At 69.0% G+C, this 16,759-nt stretch carries 17 protein-coding genes and 1 tRNA gene; all 18 read left to right on the forward strand.

The window, feature by feature from the left end:
• The first annotated feature begins 33 nt into the window (after positions 1 to 33).
• A tRNA-Val gene (locus tag ACN675_RS22445) sits at positions 34 to 105 on the forward strand.
• Positions 106 to 430: 325 nt separating this feature from the next.
• Positions 431 to 901 (forward strand): DUF742 domain-containing protein, encoded by a 471-nt coding sequence (locus ACN675_RS22450; RefSeq protein WP_420752941.1) that lies wholly within the window; start codon positions 431 to 433, stop codon positions 899 to 901.
• A 184-nt stretch (positions 902 to 1,085) separates the two neighbouring features.
• A complete protein-coding gene (gene thrS / locus ACN675_RS22455) occupies positions 1,086 to 3,152 on the forward strand; it encodes a threonine--tRNA ligase (RefSeq protein ID WP_420752942.1) in 2,067 nt (688 codons plus the stop codon).
• Complete coding sequence (locus ACN675_RS22460) at positions 3,149 to 3,712, forward strand: HIT family protein (RefSeq protein ID WP_420752943.1); 564 nt, start codon at positions 3,149 to 3,151, stop codon at positions 3,710 to 3,712. The genes thrS and ACN675_RS22460 overlap by 4 nt, the downstream gene beginning before the upstream one ends.
• A 121-nt stretch (positions 3,713 to 3,833) precedes the next feature.
• Positions 3,834 to 4,493, forward strand: a complete 660-nt coding sequence (pgsA, locus tag ACN675_RS22465) for a phosphatidylinositol phosphate synthase (RefSeq protein WP_420752944.1) — start codon at positions 3,834 to 3,836, stop codon at positions 4,491 to 4,493.
• Entirely contained in the window at positions 4,490 to 5,392 is a 903-nt protein-coding gene (locus ACN675_RS22470; RefSeq protein ID WP_420752945.1) for a phosphatidylinositol mannoside acyltransferase, read from the forward strand. Before pgsA ends, ACN675_RS22470 begins: the two co-directional genes overlap by 4 nt.
• The gene (locus tag ACN675_RS22475; protein WP_420752946.1) at positions 5,393 to 6,520 is read left to right on the forward strand and encodes a glycosyltransferase family 4 protein; all 1,128 of its coding nucleotides are present in this window, start codon (positions 5,393 to 5,395) and stop codon (positions 6,518 to 6,520) included. It begins immediately after the preceding gene.
• On the forward strand, positions 6,517 to 7,536 hold the full coding sequence (locus tag ACN675_RS22480; protein ID WP_420752947.1) for an NUDIX hydrolase: 1,020 nt from the start codon (positions 6,517 to 6,519) through the stop codon (positions 7,534 to 7,536). Before ACN675_RS22475 ends, ACN675_RS22480 begins: the two co-directional genes overlap by 4 nt.
• A gap of 181 nt (positions 7,537 to 7,717) precedes the next feature.
• Complete coding sequence (gene pdxS / locus ACN675_RS22485) at positions 7,718 to 8,620, forward strand: pyridoxal 5'-phosphate synthase lyase subunit PdxS (RefSeq protein WP_197252517.1); 903 nt, start codon at positions 7,718 to 7,720, stop codon at positions 8,618 to 8,620.
• Positions 8,621 to 8,711: 91 nt separating this feature from the next.
• Positions 8,712 to 9,533, forward strand: a complete 822-nt coding sequence (tesB, locus tag ACN675_RS22490) for an acyl-CoA thioesterase II (protein WP_420752948.1) — start codon at positions 8,712 to 8,714, stop codon at positions 9,531 to 9,533.
• Positions 9,534 to 9,585: 52 nt separating this feature from the next.
• The gene (gene pdxT / locus ACN675_RS22495) at positions 9,586 to 10,194 is read left to right on the forward strand and encodes a pyridoxal 5'-phosphate synthase glutaminase subunit PdxT (protein ID WP_420752949.1); all 609 of its coding nucleotides are present in this window, start codon (positions 9,586 to 9,588) and stop codon (positions 10,192 to 10,194) included.
• Positions 10,195 to 10,267: 73 nt separating this feature from the next.
• On the forward strand, positions 10,268 to 11,020 hold the full coding sequence (locus ACN675_RS22500; RefSeq protein ID WP_197252514.1) for a YebC/PmpR family DNA-binding transcriptional regulator: 753 nt from the start codon (positions 10,268 to 10,270) through the stop codon (positions 11,018 to 11,020).
• A 102-nt stretch (positions 11,021 to 11,122) separates the two neighbouring features.
• Entirely contained in the window at positions 11,123 to 11,701 is a 579-nt protein-coding gene (ruvC, locus tag ACN675_RS22505) for a crossover junction endodeoxyribonuclease RuvC (RefSeq protein WP_420752950.1), read from the forward strand.
• Positions 11,698 to 12,294 (forward strand): Holliday junction branch migration protein RuvA, encoded by a 597-nt coding sequence (gene ruvA / locus ACN675_RS22510; RefSeq protein WP_420752951.1) that lies wholly within the window; start codon positions 11,698 to 11,700, stop codon positions 12,292 to 12,294. Before ruvC ends, ruvA begins: the two co-directional genes overlap by 4 nt.
• On the forward strand, positions 12,291 to 13,403 hold the full coding sequence (gene ruvB, locus ACN675_RS22515) for a Holliday junction branch migration DNA helicase RuvB (protein ID WP_420752952.1): 1,113 nt from the start codon (positions 12,291 to 12,293) through the stop codon (positions 13,401 to 13,403). The genes ruvA and ruvB overlap by 4 nt, the downstream gene beginning before the upstream one ends.
• 114 nt (positions 13,404 to 13,517) lie before the next feature.
• A complete protein-coding gene (gene yajC / locus ACN675_RS22520) occupies positions 13,518 to 13,874 on the forward strand; it encodes a preprotein translocase subunit YajC (protein WP_420752953.1) in 357 nt (118 codons plus the stop codon).
• A 108-nt stretch (positions 13,875 to 13,982) separates the two neighbouring features.
• Positions 13,983 to 15,716 carry a protein translocase subunit SecD gene (secD, locus tag ACN675_RS22525; RefSeq protein ID WP_420752954.1) on the forward strand — a complete coding sequence of 578 codons (1,734 nt, stop codon included), beginning with the start codon at positions 13,983 to 13,985 and terminating at the stop codon, positions 15,714 to 15,716.
• Positions 15,717 to 15,718: 2 nt separating this feature from the next.
• The coding region (gene secF, locus ACN675_RS22530) for a protein translocase subunit SecF (RefSeq protein WP_420752955.1) at positions 15,719 to 16,759 on the forward strand (1,041 nt) is incomplete at its 3' end.

A 16,759-nucleotide genomic window follows, 5' to 3' on the forward strand; every position in this document is an offset into this window, starting at 1 on the left:
TTCCTTCTCGTTCGAGCCGCTGCGAAGCGGCGCGGTCCCGTGGCTCAGTGGAAGAGCGTCCCGTTCACACCGGGGAGGTCGCTGGTTCGATCCCAGCCGGGACCACAACAATCGCCCGATCACGAGAGCACCCCGATGGGGTGCTCTTTTCGTATTCGGCCCCCTCCACATCTCGCCGGTCCCTGATCCGGACGGTTCGATGGGAACGGTGGGGCTGTCGTGGCAGGTGTGACCTGCGCAACCTCACCAGATGGTGTGACTGATGGCAGGATCGATCTCACCGCAAGGAGGATGGGGCTGAGAGATGAGTGTCGCCGACAATCAATGGCCGGCCGTGGGGGTGACGGGCGCCCGATTCGGCACTGCCGCGCGGCGGCGGAGGTACATTCCGAAACACGCCGCCACAACCGCCTCGGAGATGGATGACGACGTGTCATACATCGGCGAGGATCCGGTAGCGCACACCGCCGCCGGAAGGCATCCTGTGGACGCGGTGGGGGCAGTGCAGCCCAGGATGTCCGAGACTTTCGTGGGGGACAAGAACATGGATCAGGAAGCGCCGTCGTTCGTGCGCCCGTTCGTGCGCAGCCAGGGGCGCACCCGAGCCGAAGTGGATCTTCCGCTCGAAGCTTTGGTTTCGACATCCGCGATGGTGGCGGCGTCCGAGAACACCGGAGTGATTCCGGGACTCGACGAACACCGCATCGTGCTGGGACTGTGCTCGCAGCCACGCTCGATCATGGAGGTCGCCGCGCTCGCCGGGATTCCCCTCGGCGTCGCGCGGGTGCTCGTCGGCGACCTGGCGGCCTCGGGTGAACTCACCGTGCACCGGACCGTCGACCGGATCGGCCCCGGCGCGGAACTCCTCCGGCGGGTCCTGAGCGGGCTGAACGAGCTCTGACACCGGCCGTCGTGATCGCGACCGGTCCTCGATCCGGCGCAACGGGTCGACGAAGGCGCGACAGCGCCGTGCCGATAGCGGCGGGACCGGGGCGTGCCGATAGCATGGGGAGGTTGCCGACGCGCGCCTCTGCGCGGCCGGCCACCGTCCATCGTCAGGCATCGAGCCGGAGGAGTTCACCACAGTGACCACGCCCGCATCCGCGAAACCAGCCACGCTCGTCCGGGTGCCCGCGGGAACCACTGCCGGTGCCGCCGTCCGTGACGCCGGGCTGCCCGTCAAGGGACCCGAGACGATCGTCGTCATCCGAGATCCGGAGGGTGCCCTGCGCGACCTGGCGTGGACGCCCGAGGAGGATGTCGAGGTCGAGGCGGTCGCCGCCGACACCGAGGACGGCCGTAGCGTCATCCGGCACTCCGCCGCGCACGTGCTGGCCCAGGCCGTGCAGCAGGAGTTCCCCGAGGCCAAGCTCGGCATCGGACCGCCCATCAAGGACGGCTTCTACTACGACTTCCAGGTCGAGCGCCCCTTCACCCCGGAGGACCTCGCGAAGCTCGAGAAGCGCATGAAGAAGATCGTCAAGGACGCGCAGCGCTTCTCCCGCCGGGTCGTCGAGAACCTCGAGGACGCCCGCGAGGAGCTGAAGAACGAGCCGTTCAAGCTCGAGCTGATCGACGACAAGTCGGGCATCGACGACCCCGAGATCATGGAGGTCGGCGGCAAAGAGCTGACCATCTACGACAACCTCAACCCGCGCACCGGCGAACTCGTGTGGAAGGACCTGTGCCGCGGACCGCACGTCCCGACCACCAAGTTCATCCCCGCGTTCAAGCTGACCCGCAGCTCCGCCGCGTACTGGCGCGGCGACCAGGACAATGCCGGTCTGCAGCGTGTCTACGGCACCGCGTGGGAGTCCGCCGAGGCGCTGGACAAGCACCTCGAGCTCCTCGCCGAGGCGGAACGTCGGGACCACCGCAAGCTCGGCAACGAACTCGACCTGTTCTCGTTCCCCGACGAGCTCGGTTCCGGCCTGCCCGTGTTCCATCCCAAGGGCGGAATCATCCGTCAGGAGATGGAGAACTACTCGCGCCGACGGCACGTCGAGGCCGGCTACGAGTTCGTGTACTCGCCGCACATCACCAAGGGCCACCTCTACGAGGTGTCCGGCCACCTCGACTGGTACCGCGACGGCATGTTCCCCGCGATGCACATCGACGAGGAACTGAACGAGGACGGGACCGTCCGCAAGCCGGGGCAGGACTACTACCTCAAGCCCATGAACTGCCCGATGCACGACCTGATCTTCCGGTCGCGCGGGCGTTCCTACCGCGAACTGCCGCTGCGCATGTTCGAGTTCGGTTCCGTCTACCGCTACGAGAAGTCCGGCGTCGTCCACGGACTGACCCGCGTGCGCGGCATGACGCAGGACGACGCGCACATCTTCTGCACCCCGGAGCAGATGCGCGACGAGCTCACCAGCGTCCTGAACTTCATCCTGGACCTGCTCAAGGACTACGGTCTCGACGACTACTACCTGGAGCTGTCCACGAAGAACCCCAAGAAGTTCGTCGGCAGCGACGAACTGTGGGAGACGGCCACCGAGACGCTGCGCGAGGTCGCCGAGGCGTCCGGTCTGCATCTCGTGCCGGACCCGGGCGGCGCCGCCTTCTACGGTCCGAAGATCTCCGTCCAGGTCAACGACGCCCTCGGGCGCAACTGGCAGATGTCGACGATCCAGCTCGACTTCAACCTGCCCGAGCGGTTCGAACTCGAGTACACCGGACAGGACGGCGCCAAGCATCGCCCGGTCATGATCCACCGCGCGCTGTTCGGTTCGATCGAGCGGTTCTTCGGTGTGCTCACCGAGCACTACGCGGGGGCGTTCCCGGCCTGGCTGTCGCCGGTGCAGGTCGTCGGCATCCCGGTCGCCGAGAACTTCGCCGATCACCTGCTCGACGTCGCGCGGCAGCTGAAGGCCGAAGGCATCCGCGCCGAGGTCGACCTCAGCGACGACCGCATGCAGAAGAAGATCCGCAACCACACCACCCAGAAGGTCCCGTTCATGCTGCTCGCCGGCGAGCGGGACGTCGAGGCCGGTGCCGTGAGCTTCCGGTTCCGCGACGGCACCCAGGTCAACGGCGTGCCGGTGGCCGAGGCCGTGCGCATCGTCGCCGACTGGGTCCGGCGCCGCGAGAACGCCTCCCCGACCGCCGCGCTCATCGCGCCCGAGGGCGCGGAGCTCGGGTCGTGACCGGCGACCGGGGCTGCGGCCCCGCCGAGTCCGAAGCCCTCGTCGACCGGGGTGTCGGCGAGGCCGACCATCTGCAGCGGTTGTGGTCGCCGCACCGCTTGTCGTACATCACCGAGTCCCCGCGAGCGGAGGACGGCCCGTACGAGCCGTTCACCGACATACCGAAGATGACGGACGAGGAGGGACTCGTCGTCGCGCGCGGCGAGTTCGTCTACGCGGTGCTCAACCTGTACCCGTACAACCCGGGCCATCTGATGGTGGTGCCGTACCGGCGGGTGGCGAACCTCGAGGACCTGACCTTCGAGGAGAGCACCGAGCTGATGGCGTTCGCACAGCGCGCGGTGCGGGTCATCAAGCGGGTGTCGCGGCCCCACGGCTTCAACGTCGGGCTCAATCTCGGTGCGGCAGCGGGAGGTTCGCTTTCCGAGCACCTGCACCTGCACGTGGTTCCGCGGTGGGGCGGCGACGCCAACTTCATCACGGTCCTGGGAGGCTCGAAGGTGATGGTGCAGTTGCTGCGCGACACGCGGGCACTGCTGGCATCCGCATGGGACGAGTGACACCGTCCACCCCTGAACACGACCCACACGGGTTCGCCGTGCGAAGCGGACGAACGGCGGGCGGTCGTGGCAGGATCGGGTCCCGAACAGGACGAATCGAGCCGGAAACGGGGGTCGCGAGATGCTGAGCTTCTTCGGGCGGGCATCGGTGTCGAAGGTCACCGCGCCGCTCGGCAGGGCATTGATCCGCACCGGCCTGACCCCTGACGCGGTGACGCTGATCGGCACGGTCGCGACCGTCGCCGCCGCCCTCACGCTGTTTCCGATGGGGCAGTTGTTCTGGGGCGCGATGGTCATCTGGCTGTTCGTGATGTTCGACATGCTCGACGGGGCCATGGCCCGGGCCCGCGGCGGCGGTACCCGGTTCGGCGCGGTTCTCGACGCCACCTGCGACCGGGTCGCGGACGGCGCGATCTTCGCGGGCCTGGCCTGGTGGGCGGTCTACGACGAACAGAGCCGTCCGCTGCTCGTCGCCACGCTGATCTGTCTCGTGTCGTCCCAGGTCATCTCGTATGCGAAAGCGCGGGCGGAGGCGAGCGGCCTGTCCGCCGACGGCGGCCTGATCGAGCGCCCCGACCGGCTGGTCATCGTGCTCGTCGGCGCCGGCTTCACCGGTCTCGGGATCGACTGGGCGATCCACGTCGCGATGTGGCTGCTCGCGGCCGGTTCGGTCATCACGGTCTTCCAGCGGGTCCTCGCGGTGCGTCGTTCACCCGGCGCCCGGGAACTGCTGCCGATGGCCCCGGCACCGGCCACCGGCACCGACGGAGAAGCCGCATGACATCCGCCGAACGCCTGACCGACCTCGGATACGGCGCCGGATGGCGGCTGGTGCGCGCGCTCCCGGACCGGGTCGCGCGCGTCTTGTTCGACACCGGCGCCGACATCGCCGCCCGGCGGAACGGCGGCCCGCAGCAGTTGCGCCGCAATCTCGCCCGCGTGCTCGGCGTCGCCCCGGAACACGTGCCGGACGACCTGATCCGCCGTTCGATGCGTTCCTACGCGCGGTACTGGCGCGAGGCGTTCCGCTTGCCGTCGATGGACCTCGACGCGACCGCCGCGGCCATCGACTCGTCGATCGAGGGCCGCGAGCACATCGAGGCGGCCCTGGCCGCCGGGCGCGGCGCGATCCTGGCCCTGCCGCACAGCGGCAACTGGGACATGGCCGGGGTGTGGTGTGCCCGCACCTACGGGCAGTTCTCGACGGTCGCCGAGCGGCTGCGCCCGGAGTCGCTGTACCAGCGTTTCGTCGACTACCGCGAACATCTCGGGTTCGAGGTGTTCCCGCTCTCGGGTGGCGAGAGTCCGCCCTTCGTCGAATTGTCCGCGCGCCTGCGTGACAATCGGATCGTGGCTCTGCTCGGGGAACGCGACCTGGCTCGCAAAGGTGTGCCGGTGACGTTCTTCGGCGAACCCACCCGGATGCCTGCCGGTCCCGCGAAGCTCGCCGTCGAGACCGGTGCCGCGCTGCTGCCGGTGCACTGCTGGTTCACCGACGACGGCTGGGGGTTCCGGGTGCACCCGGAGGTCGACGTGACCGGCGGGCTCGAGGCGGCCACCCAGGCCCTCGCGGATCGATTCGCCGCCGACATCGCCGAACACCCAGCAGACTGGCACATGCTGCAGCCGCTGTGGCTCGACGACCTGTCGGCCGAGCGGCGCGCCCGGATGGAGGCGTAGTTGAGGATCGGCATGGTCTGCCCGTATTCGTTCGACGTACCGGGCGGAGTACAAGCACACGTCGTGGACCTGGCCCAGGTGCTGATCGAGCGCGGCCACAAGGTCAGCGTGCTCGCGCCGGCCTCCGAGGACACGGTGTTGCCGCCGTTCGTGGTCTCGGCCGGACGGGCCGTCGCCATCCCGTACAACGGCTCGGTGGCGCGGCTGAGCTTCGGACCGGTGTCCTACGCGCGGGTGCGGCGCTGGATCAACGACAACGACTTCGACGTCCTGCACATCCACGAACCGAACGCGCCGAGCCTGTCGATGCTGGCCCTGAAGGTCGCCGAGGGCCCGATCGTCGCGACCTTCCACACCTCCACGACGAAATCGCTCGTGCTCAGCACGTTCCAAAGTGTCCTTCAGCCGTTCCTGGAGAAGATCAGCGGCCGCATCGCGGTGTCGGAACTGGCCCGCCGCTGGCAGGTGACCTCGCTGGGTGGGGACGCCGTGGAGATCCCCAACGGCGTCGACGTGCCGTTCTTCGCGCACGCCCCGCTGCTGCCCGGCTACCCCAGGGCCGGCCGGACGGTGCTGTTCCTGGGCCGCTACGACGAACCCCGCAAGGGCATGGCCGTGCTGCTCGGTGCGCTGCCGACGCTCGTCGGGAAGTATCCCGACCTCGAGGTGCTCGTGGTCGGCCGCGGCGACGAGGACAAGCTCCGTAAGGAGGCCGGACCTCTCGCCAAGCATCTGCGGCTGCTCGGGCAGGTCAGCGACGCCGAGAAGGCGTCGGCGATGCGCAGTGCCGACGTGTACTGTGCCCCGAATCTCGGCGGCGAGAGCTTCGGGATCGTGCTGGTCGAGGCGATGGCGGCCGGGACCGCGGTCGTCGCCAGCGAACTCGACGCGTTCCGCCGGGTGCTGCGCGACGGTCGTGCGGGTGTACTGGTGCCGGTCGGGGACTCCGACGCGCTCGCCGAGGGCATCCTCGAGGTTCTCGGCAACGACCCGCGTCGCGCCGAACTGGTCGCCGAGGGCTCCGCTGTGGTCGGCACCTACGACTGGCCCGTGGTGGCCGAGCAGATCCTGCGGGTCTACGAGACGGTGACGGTCGGGGCCGGACGGGTACGGGAGGTCCGCTCGTGACACTCAGTGCGGTGACGATCCTCGTCCTCGCCCTGATCGCGGCAGTGGTCGTCGGCCTGGGACTGTGGGCGTACACGACCGCGAACCGGCTCGACCGGCTCCACGTGCGGTCGGACCTGTCGTGGCAGGCGCTCGACGCGGCGCTGGCCCGCCGGGCGGTGGTGGTGCGCAGCATCGCCGCGTCGGTACCGGCCGCGGACGGTAAACGCCTCGCCGCCCTCGCCGATCGGGCCGAACGCGCGGACCGGGAGCACCGGGAGACCGCCGAGAACGCACTGTCGTCCATGCTCACGACGATCGACAGTGAACGGTTGCGACCCCAGCTGGTCGCCGAGCTGGCCGACGCCGAGGCCCGCGTCATGATCGCCCGGCGATTCCACAACGACGCGGTTCGCGACACCCTCGCGCTGCGCACCCGCCGCCCGGTGCGGTGGCTGCATCTGGGCGGTACCGCGCCGCTCCCGACGTTCTTCGAGATCGCCGAACGCTCCGGCGCCGCGGCCCAGACCTCGCGGATGCCGGACGAGACCCGCACCTCGGCGCGGGTCGTCCTCTTCGACGACGAGGGCCGGGTGCTGCTGCTGCGTGGAAACGATCCGACCATCCCGGACGTGCACTTCTGGTTCACGGTCGGTGGCGCCGTCGAGGTGGGGGAGTCGCTGCGCGAGGCGGCGGTGCGGGAGCTGAAGGAGGAAACGGGGCTGGTGACCGACCCGGATCGGCTCGCCGGTCCGATGTGGCGGAGGGTCGCGGTGTTCCCCTTCAACGGCGAGGTGATCCGTTCGGAGGAGTTGTTCTTCGCATTGCAGGCACCGGTGTTCGTGGCCGGAGACGCGGGTTTCACCGACCTCGAGCGGGCGATGGGGCTCGAGCCTCGCTGGTTCACCGCCGACGAGATCCGCGGACTGCAGCAGCGCGGCGAACCGGTGTACCCACAGGACCTGGCCGATCTGCTCGGGGAGGCCCGGGACGTCGCCGTGCGGCGAACCGAGCCCGAGGTGCGCGCGATTCGGTGACCGGCCCCTCGGGGGACACGGTGACCGGGAGCACAAGGCCAGGTCTCCGCGACTGGCTATCGGCGACGTGCCGGGTGCGGTCATAGGCTCCTTCTGGCCACGGAACCCGTCCAGGCCCCATCGAGGACCATGGTGTTTCCGGCGGCTTCCGACCGACCGACCACACGTGTAGGAGTTCGTTGTGAGCACCCCCGAATCCGCCCCCGCCACCGGCACGGCCCGCGTCAAGCGCGGCATGGCCGAAATGCTCAAGGGCGGCGTGATCATGGACGTCGTCACTCCCGAGCAGGCGAAGATCGCCGAGGACGCGGGTGCCGTCGCGGTCATGGCGCTCGAGCGGGTGCCGGCGGACATTCGTGCCCAGGGCGGGGTCTCCCGGATGAGCGACCCCGACATGATCGACGGCATCATCTCGGCCGTGTCGATCCCGGTGATGGCCAAGGCCCGCATCGGTCACTTCGTCGAGGCGCAGATCCTCCAGTCCCTGGGTGTGGACTACATCGACGAGTCGGAGGTGCTGACGCCGGCCGACTACGAGAACCACATCGACAAGTTCGCCTTCACGGTGCCGTTCGTGTGTGGCGCCACGAACCTCGGGGAGGCGCTGCGTCGCATCAACGAAGGCGCGGCGATGATCCGGTCGAAGGGTGAGGCCGGGACCGGCGACGTCTCGAACGCCACCACCCACATGCGCAGGATCCGGCAGGAGATCCGCCGGCTCACGTCGCTGCCGGAGGACGAGCTGTACGTCGCGGCGAAGGAACTGCAGGCCCCCTACGACCTGGTCGTCGAGGTCGCCAAGGCGGGCAAGCTGCCCGTCACGCTGTTCACCGCCGGGGGTATCGCGACTCCCGCCGACGCCGCGATGATGATGCAGCTCGGCGCCGAGGGCGTCTTCGTCGGCTCGGGCATCTTCAAGTCCGGCAACCCGGCGCAGCGCGCCGCGGCGATCGTCAAGGCCACCACCTTCTTCGACGACCCGGACGTGCTCGCGAAGGTTTCCCGCGGTCTCGGCGAGGCGATGGTCGGCATCAACGTCGACGAGATCCCTCAGCCGCACCGGCTCGCCGAGCGCGGTTGGTGATCGCCCACCAGTGAGCGCACGGTGACGGTTCCCGTCACCGTGCGGTGGGGGAGGCGTTATAGCCTTGGGCCGCACAGTGGAAGGGGCGGGCATGGCGAAGATCGAAGAGATCCTGGCGCTCGAACAGATCGAGAAGGACATCTTCCGGGGCATCGCGACGGAGACGTTGCTGCCGCGGACGTTCGGCGGGCAGGTCGCGGGTCAGGCGCTGGTCTCCGCGGTGCGGACCGTCGATCCCGGGTTCGAAGTGCATTCGCTGCACGGCTACTTCCTGCGGCCCGGCAACCCGACGATGCAGATCGTCTATCTCGTCGATCGCATCCGCGACGGACGGTCGTTCTGCACCCGCCGGGTGACGGCGGTGCAGGACGGCAAGGCGATCTTCACGATGTCGGCGTCGTTCCACGTGGACGAGAGGGGAATCGAGCATCAGGACACCATGCCGCGGGTCCCGATGCCCGAGGATCTGCCCGACCCGGACCTGGTCGACGACCCGACGGTGCACTGGGCGCGGATCGAATGGGCCGAATGGGAGTTCCGGTTCGTTCCGCGGGAGCAGATGGACACGTCGAGCCGCTGGGCCTCTCAGCAGCAGGTGTGGTTCCGCTCTCGCGAGACACTGCCGGACGACCCGGTCTTCCATGTGTGCACCCTGGCGTACATGAGCGACATGACGCTGCTGGGATCGGCCAGTGTCGCCCACCCCGACGAGAAGGTGCAGGGCGCGTCGCTCGACCACGCGATGTGGTTCATGCGTCCGTTCCGCGCCGACGACTGGCTGCTCTACGACCAGACGTCCCCGTCCGCCGGGTTCGGGCGCGCGCTGACGCAGGGCCGGATCTTCGACCGGAACGGCAACATGGTCGCCGCGGTCGTGCAGGAAGGATTGACCCGCTACCTGCGCGAATCGTGAACACATCCCGCCGGGGCAGCCGGCGGCACAACGAACAGGCAGGTAGTTTCCCGTGGGTACGACACCGACCATCGGCGTGCTGGCGTTGCAGGGCGACGTCCGCGAACATCGGGCCGCGCTCGACGCGGCCGGCGCGCGCACGATCGCGCTGCGCCGCGCGAGCGAACTGGACAGCGTCGACGGCGTGGTGATCCCGGGCGGCGAATCGACGACGATGAGCCGCCTGCTGCAGGTGTTCGACCTGCTCGAGCCGCTGCGGGCGCGGCTGCGGGACGGTCTGCCCGCATTCGGTTCGTGTGCGGGCATGATCCTGCTCGCCTCGGAGGTCCTCGACACCCGGCCCGACGCCGAACATCTCGACGCGCTCGACATCACGGTGCGCCGCAACGCCTTCGGCCGCCAGGTCGACTCGTTCGAGACGGATCTCGAGGTGCTCGGTATCGACGACGGTCCGGTGCGTGCGGTGTTCATCCGCGCGCCGTGGGTCGAAAAGGTCGGTGCCGGTGTGGAAGTGCTCGCGGCGGTGCCCGAGGGTCCGGCGGCGGGGCGGGTCGTCGCGGTGCGGCAGGGAGTGGTGATGGCGACGTCCTTCCACCCCGAGGTCACCGGGGACCTGCGGGTGCACCGCATGTTCGTGGACGCGGTCCGGAAAGCCCGGTAGTCCCGGAGTAGAATCTCTGTTCCGACCTGTCGGCGCATGCCGACATCACCTCGCCGGAAGGGGCTCGAAGCGAATGAGCGGCCACTCCAAATGGGCCACCACCAAGCACAAGAAGGCGGTCATCGACGCCAAGCGCGGCAAGATGTTCGCGAAGCTGATCAAGAACATCGAGGTGGCAGCCCGCACGGGTGGCAGTGACCCCGCCGGCAACCCGACGTTGTTCGACGCGATCCAGAAGGCGAAGAAGAGCTCGGTCCCCAACGACAACATCGAACGCGCCCGCAAGCGCGGCGGTGGCGAAGAAGCCGGCGGTGCCGACTGGCAGACCATCACCTACGAGGGCTACGGCCCTAACGGTGTCGCCATCCTCATCGAGTGCCTGACCGACAACCGCAACCGCGCCGCCGGTGAGGTGCGCACCGCGATGACCCGCAACGGCGGCAACATGGCCGACCCGGGTTCGGTGTCGTACCTGTTCACCCGCAAGGGCGTCGTCGTGCTGGAGAAGAACGGCCGCACCGAGGACGAGATCCTCGAGGTCGTCCTCGAGGCCGGCGCCGAGGAGATCAACGACCTGGGCGACAGCTTCGAGATCGTCTCCGAGGCCTCCGACCTGATTCCGGTGCGGACGGCGCTGGTCGAGGCCGGAATCGACTACGACTCGGCCGACCCGGACTTCCGGGCGTCGGTAGAGGTGCCCGTCGACGCCGAGGGCGCCCGCAAGGTGTTCAAGCTGGTCGACGCGCTCGAGGACTGCGACGACGTGCAGAACGTCTACACCAATGTCGACGTCTCGGACGAGGTGCTGGCCGAGCTCGACGCCTGAGCCACGGTCTTCGTCCCGCCGGGGCTGCGTGTCGCACTGCCGACGCGCAGCCCCGACGACTATGCTCTCGAACAGATGTTCGTGGCGGTGAGAGGTGGTCGGGTGCGTGTCATGGGTGTCGATCCCGGCCTGACCCGCTGCGGACTCGGAGTGGTCGACACCGGACGCGGCCGCGAGGTCCATCCGGTGGCCGTCGGGGTCGTGCGGACCCCCACCGACCTCGATCTCGCGCAACGTCTGCTGCGGATCTCCGAATCCGCCGAGGAGTGGATGGACCGCTACCGGCCCGACGTGGTCGCCGTGGAACGCGTCTTCTCGCAGCACAACGTGCGCACCGCGATGGGAACCGCGCAGGCCGGTGGTGTCGTGGCCCTCGCCGCGGCCCGCCGGTCGATCCCCGTCATGTTCCACACCCCGAGCGAGGTCAAGGCCGCTGTGACGGGCAACGGCAGCGCCGACAAGAAACAGGTGACCGCCATGATCACCCGCATCCTCGAGCTCGACGCGGCACCCAAACCGGCGGATGCCGCGGACGCCCTGGCGCTGGCCGTCGCGCACTGCTGGCGCGCACCGATGCTCGCGCGCCTCGCAGCGGCCGAGGCCATGGCGGCCGCTCAGAAACGACGATACGAAGAGCGGCTGCGTGAGCAGGCGGCCGCGCGGAAGGCAGGTGGCCAGTGATCGGGTCGGTGCGCGGCGAGGTACTGGACATCGCCCTCGACCATGTCGTGATCGAGGCCGGCGGCATCGGCTACCGGATCAACGCGACCCCGGCGACCCTGGGCACGCTGCGTCGGGGTGACGAGACCCGGCTGGTCACCGCGATGATCGTGCGCGAGGACTCGATGACCCTCTACGGGTTCGCGAACACCGAGGCCCGCGAGCTTTTCGGGCTGCTGCAGACCGTGTCCGGGGTCGGCCCGCGCCTGGCGATGGCCACCCTCGCCGTGCTGGAACCCGACGCGTTGCGCGCCGCGCTCGCCGAGGGCAACACGACCGCCCTCACCCGTGTCCCGGGCATCGGCAAACGCGGCGCCGAACGCATGATCGTCGAACTGCGCGACAAGGTCGTGGCATTCGCGGGTGCCGGCGAGACGACGACGGCGGCCTCGGCGTCGCCGATCCGCGACCAGATCGTCGAGGCGCTGGTCGGGCTCGGATTCACCGCGAAGCAGGCCGAACCGGCCACCGACACCGTGCTCGCGGACGATCCGGGCGCGGAGGTGTCCACGGCGCTGCGCGCCGCGCTCAAGCTGCTCGGTAGGTCACGATGACCGACGAATACCGCGAATTCGACCGCGCCCACTCCACCGACCGGGACGAACCGTCACCGGTGACCGCCCGGCACCTGCCGTCCGACAGCGACATCGAGACGAGCCTGCGGCCGAAGAGCCTCGACGACTTCATCGGCCAGCCGCGGGTGCGGGAACAGTTGCAGCTCGTGCTGCGGGCGGCCAAGCTGCGGGGTGGCACCCCGGACCACATCCTGCTGTCGGGACCACCCGGCCTCGGCAAGACCTCGATGGCGATGATCATCGCCGCCGAGCTCGGCACGTCGCTGCGGCTCACGTCCGGCCCGGCGCTCGAACGCGCGGGCGACCTCGCTGCGATGCTCTCCAACCTCGCGGAGGGCGACGTGCTGTTCATCGACGAGATCCACCGCATCGCCCGGCCCGCCGAGGAGATGCTGTACCTCGCGATGGAGGACTTCCGGGTCGACGTCGTCGTCGGCAAGGGGCCAGGTGCCACGTCGATCCCGCTCGAGGTCGCCCCTTTCACGCTGGTCGGCGCGACCACCCGTTCCGGCTCGTTGACCGGCCCCCTGCGCGACCGCTTCGGGTTCACCGCGCACATGGACTTCTACGAACCCGCCGAACTGCAGCAGATCCTGCATCGTTCGGCCCGGCTGCTCGGCATCGACCTGCGCGAGGATGCCGGTGCCGAGATCGCCGGCCGGTCCCGCGGCACCCCCCGCATCGCGAACCGGTTGCTGCGGCGCGTCCGGGACTACGCCGACGTGCGTTCCGACGGCGTCGTCACCCGCGAGATCGCCCAGGCGGCGCTGGCGGTCTACGACGTGGATCCGATCGGCCTCGACCGGCTGGACCGCGCCGTGCTCGGAGCCCTGGTGCGCAGCTTCGGTGGGGGACCGGTCGGGGTGTCCACCCTCGCGGTCGCGGTCGGCGAGGAACCGGCCACGGTCGAGGAGGTGTGCGAACCGTTCCTGGTGCGCGCGGGAATGATCGCCCGCACGCCGCGCGGGCGGGTCGCGACGCAGGCCGCGTGGCTGCAGCTCGGTCTGACACCCCCGCCCGAGGCCGCAGCAGGCGGTATCGAGGTGCGTGCGCGCGAACCGCAACTCGACCTCTTCGACGGGGACTGACCGCGCGGCCCGGGTGACGGGCCCACCATCCGCACGGCGGGTGATGGCACACTGGTCTATTGCGTCGGCACGCGGAGGCCGCTCGTCAACCGATATCGAGGACTGACTTCAACGATGGAACTGCTCTTCCCGCTTTTGATCCTTGCACTGCTGGTGCCCACGTTCCTCGGAATCCGGCGCCAGAAGAAGGAAATGCAGAAGGTCACGGAGCTGCAGGATTCGCTGCGCATCGGTGACCGGGTGGCGACGACGGCGGGCCTGCACGCGACGGTCGTGGCGCTGTCCGACACCACTGTCGATCTCGAGATCGCGCCCGGTGTCGTGACCACGTGGGCGCGCATGGTGGTCCGTGAGAAGCTCGCTGACAACGCCGACAACACCGGCACCACCGGTACCACCGATACCGGTACGGTCTCGTTCGGCAAGGACGACGACACCGATCCGCCGGCGGGTCGTCCCACCGAATACTGATCTTCATCGCGGCGGCGGCACCCGGAGTGGTCTCGGGTGGCGCCGCGCAGCGGTCGCTGCGACCGCCACCACCGAACCACTCACTCGTTACGAGGAGACTGACTGACCGTGGCACCTTCCAACGGATCGGTGCATCCAGCGCGTTCCCTCGCCCTGTTCGGGGCGATCCTGGTGGCGCTGTATGCACTGGTCTTCTTCACCGGTGACAAGTCGCCGACACCGAAACTCGGTATCGACCTCCAGGGCGGCACCCGCGTCACGCTCACCGCCCGCACACCGGACGGCAGCAGCCCGAGCCAGGACAGCCTCCGGCAGGCGCAGCAGATCATCGAGACCCGAGTCAACGGCCTCGGCGTGTCCGGGTCCGAGGTCGTCGTCGACGGCGACAACCTGGTCATCACGGTGCCCGGCGACGACAGTGCGCAGGCCAAGACCCTCGGCCAGACCGCGCGGCTCTACATCCGGCCGGTCCTCGGTGGCCCGATCGCCAGCGCGAACACCAGGGACGAGAACCCCGAGGCGCAGACCCCGGAGACCCAGAACCCGACCCAGTCTCCCGTCGAGCCGGCGCCGGAGAACCAGGCGCCCGAGAATCCGGCACCTGAGAACCCCGAGCCGCAGGGACGGCCGTTCCCGGCCCAGGATCCGACCGACACGCCGGTCGCACCGGAGCCCCCCGCCACCCCCGCACCCGCTCCCGAGGCACCGGCCGACGGTGATCTCGACCCGCAGGCGCAGGCCGCCGCGGACATCGCCGCAGCGAAAGCTGTGCGGCAGAGCGAGGATCCCGCGATCCAACAGCAGGCTGCGATCGCCCTCGACTGCTCGGTCGCCGATCCGCTCGCCGGCAACGACGATCCGGCACTGCCGCTCGTCGCGTGCTCGACCGACGGCACCTCCGTCTACCTGCTCGGCCCCAGCATCATCGACGGCCAGCAGATCACCGACGCCACGGCCGGCTTCAACAGCCAGCAGTCCCGCTACGAGGTCAGCCTGACCTTCGACAGCGAGGGCAGCAACACATGGGCGCAGTTCACCGCCGCGAACATCGGCCAGCAGGCCGCGTTCACGCTCGACTCGAAGGTCGTCAGCGCCCCCGTCATCCAGGGCGCGACGCCCGCCGGCAGCGCCACCTCGATCACCGGCAACTTCACCAACACCCAGGCCACCGAGCTGGCGAACACCCTCAAGTACGGTTCGCTGCCGCTCTCGTTCGTGGCATCCGAGGCCGAAACGGTCTCCGCGACCCTCGGATTCGCGTCCCTGCAGGCAGGCCTGATCGCCGGCGCGGTCGGTCTCGTACTGGTGCTGCTGTTCTGCCTCGCGTACTACCGCATGCTCGGACTGCTCACCGCGCTGTCGCTGGTGCTCTCCGGCCTGGCCGTGTACGCGATCATGGTGCTGCTCGGCCGCTACATCGGCTACACCCTCGACCTGGCCGGTATCGCCGGTCTCATCATCGGTATCGGCATGACGGCCGACTCGTTCGTGGTGTTCTTCGAACGCATCAAGGACGAGATCCGCGAGGGCCGCAGCTTCCGTTCCGCGGTACCGCGCGGTTGGGCGCGTGCCCGCCGGACGATCCTGTCCGGGAACGCGGTCAGCTTCATCGCCGCGGCGGTGCTGTACTTCCTCGCCGTCGGGCAGGTGCGCGGCTTCGCGTTCACTCTCGGCCTGACCACCATCCTCGACGTGGTCGTGGTGTTCCTGGTGACGTGGCCCCTGGTGCATCTGGCATCGACCTCGAAGTTCTGGTCCAAGCCGAGTGTCAACGGACTCGGCGCCATCCAGCAGGTGGCGCGTGAGCGTCAGCTCGCAGCGACCTCGGCGAAGGAGGCGTGACGATGACCGACACGACGACGGCACCGCACCACAGCGGACTGTCCCGCCTCTACACCGGCACCGGTGGTTTCGACATCATCGGGCGCCGCAAGTTCTACTACGCGCTCACCGGCGTGATCGTGCTCGTCGCGCTGCTGAGCATGCTCATCCGCGGCTTCTCCTGGGGTATCGACTTCGAGGGCGGCACGCGCATCCAGATGCCCGCGGTCGAGGGCGTCACCACCGAACAGGTCGAGACGGTCTACAGCGACACCCTCGGTTCCGAGCCGGAGGCGGTGCAGACCGTCGGTTCGGGCGCGGGCGCGACCATCCAGATCCGCTCCGAGGCGCTCGACATCACGCAGGTCAACGCCCTGCAGTCGGCCCTGTTCGAGGAATTCCAGCCGACCGACAGCGACGGCGTACCCTCCCGCAACTCGATCAGCGTCGCCGACGTGAGCGAGACGTGGGGCGGGCAGATCACCCAGAAGGCGCTGATCGCGCTCGTGGTGTTCCTCGTGATCGTCAGCATCTACATCGCGGTGCGGTACGAACGGGACATGGCGATCGCGGCGATCGCGGCGTTGTTCTTCGACATGATCGTCACCGCCGGCATCTATTCGCTGGTCGGCTTCGAGGTCTCGCCCGCGACCGTCATCGGTCTGCTCACCATCCTCGGTTTCTCGCTGTACGACTCGGTCGTCGTGTTCGACAAGGTCGAGGAGAACACCCGCGGCATTCTGCACCTGCATCGGCGCACCTACGCCGAACAGGCGAACCTGGCCGTCAACCAGACGCTGATGCGGTCGATCAACACCACGATCATCTCGGTGTTGCCGGTGATCGCGCTGATGGTGATCGCGGTGTGGCTCCTCGGCGTCGGCACGCTCAAGGACCTGGCGCTCGTGCAGCTGGTCGGCATCGTCGTCGGTGCCTACTCGTCGATCTTCTTCGCGACGCCGCTGCTGGTGACGCTGAAGGAGTGGCGCGGTCCGATCGCTGCGCACACCAAGAAGGTGCTCGCCAAGCGCGAGGCCGCCGCCGGTCGGGCCGCGACCGCGGCC

Origin of the sequence: Rhodococcus sp. O3 (assembly GCF_048897285.1) — a bacterium.
Classification (GTDB): domain Bacteria; phylum Actinomycetota; class Actinomycetes; order Mycobacteriales; family Mycobacteriaceae; genus Rhodococcus.